Genomic DNA, 1,355 nt, shown 5'->3' with positions numbered 1-1,355 from the left:
ATGTTTATGAGAGTTGTCAGGAATTAGATTTACTTGATGGGAGTGGGAGTACTTTATAAAAAGACCTGTGTCGTCTTACAGAATAGAAGCTTCTGAAAAAAAGCTTTTTACCAATTCTGTTCATGGTAGGCTCGCCATTTCGGTGCTATACAATCTGACGCAAACATCAATGAATGAGCCTGAGCCTTATGTCAAATGACGTACGAATTTGGCCCAATAGCGAATGGATTCACAGACGCTGATTTTTAAGTCTGGATCTATGAGACGCTCACAACAAAACAAAATTTTCTACTCAGTAGTTCGATCACTGCTTCTGCTAGTGACAATAATGTTCGGGGAATCGCTGCCTGCACTGGGACTCGTCGGCTCAAACCCGCTGCCAGCTCATTTCTTGTATGCCGGTAAGTTAGCTGAACCTGAACTGCCCAAGCCTCTTCGCGGGTGTCACAAAACGCTGGTTCCCATGCTTTCAGGCCCTGCGGATCCCAGCGGTGGGAATGAGTTGTTGCCCCTGCCCTTTTGGTCAATGAAGCCAACCCGCCACATTAACCTGTTGGCTATGTCCCCTGAAGTTCCGGAGAACACTTCCAATATGCTGATAGCCACGGGGGCTGCCGGGGGAGATGATGGCGATAAGCCACCTGACGGAAACCACTGGGATTCTCACCCGGAGCCCCAGCCTGACGTTCCCCTTGCTCTCAGCCCTGTTAAAAAATGCCTGCAACATAAAAGACAACTCCTTCGAATGTTACGCATTAAACGTCTATGGGCAACTATGACAGGCCAAACCACGCTGGCCCGGATTTTGTCAGACCGGATCATGGTGACTGAAGCGGATCTTCTGGATCTGGAAAGATCAGATCCCGACACGATGCATCCGGGGCTGATTGGGAGATGGTTGGCAGGGCATGATCAGGAACTCTGTGTTTACCGTGAGATCATTTCTGGCAAATATTCTGGCCGACAGGCGGGCACCAGGAAAAAGAATCAACCCTCCAGAATAATCAAAGCATCAACCACCTCGACAACAGGCCAGATGAGCGGAGCCGCTGCCCGTAAACAGACAACCGGTTCGGCGGGCGACAGTGGTGATGGAGACGATGAGTCACTGAAACCTTCAGCAGAGCAGGATACCAGAGGTTCGGTTGTCACTTGTTCGAAGTGTCACAAGCCACTGAATCAACAGGAATTAAGTCGGATAGCCAATGAAGCAGCCGTTTCAGCGTTTTTATGCAACAACTGCCTGGCGGGTACTCACGGTCAAAAAAGAGCAAGACAACCCCAGAAAGAAACAGAGCCGGATGCATCAGAACCTGATCAGAAAAAAAAGAAGGGCTCGGGCAGAAAGAGAAATC

Annotated in this window: 1 protein-coding gene; it reads left to right on the top strand. The window is 49.4% G+C overall.

Annotated features, from left to right (window positions below; translation table 11 throughout):
- Positions 1-319 precede the first annotated feature (319 nt).
- Positions 320-1,355: hypothetical protein (locus KDK17_RS07085; protein WP_257287706.1), on the top strand; the 1,036-nt coding region annotated here is incomplete at its 3' end.

It is taken from the genome of Endozoicomonas sp. SESOKO2 (assembly GCF_024606245.1).
Classification (GTDB): domain Bacteria; phylum Pseudomonadota; class Gammaproteobacteria; order Pseudomonadales; family Endozoicomonadaceae; genus Endozoicomonas_A.
This window is presented reverse-complemented; position numbering and strand designations above follow the sequence as displayed.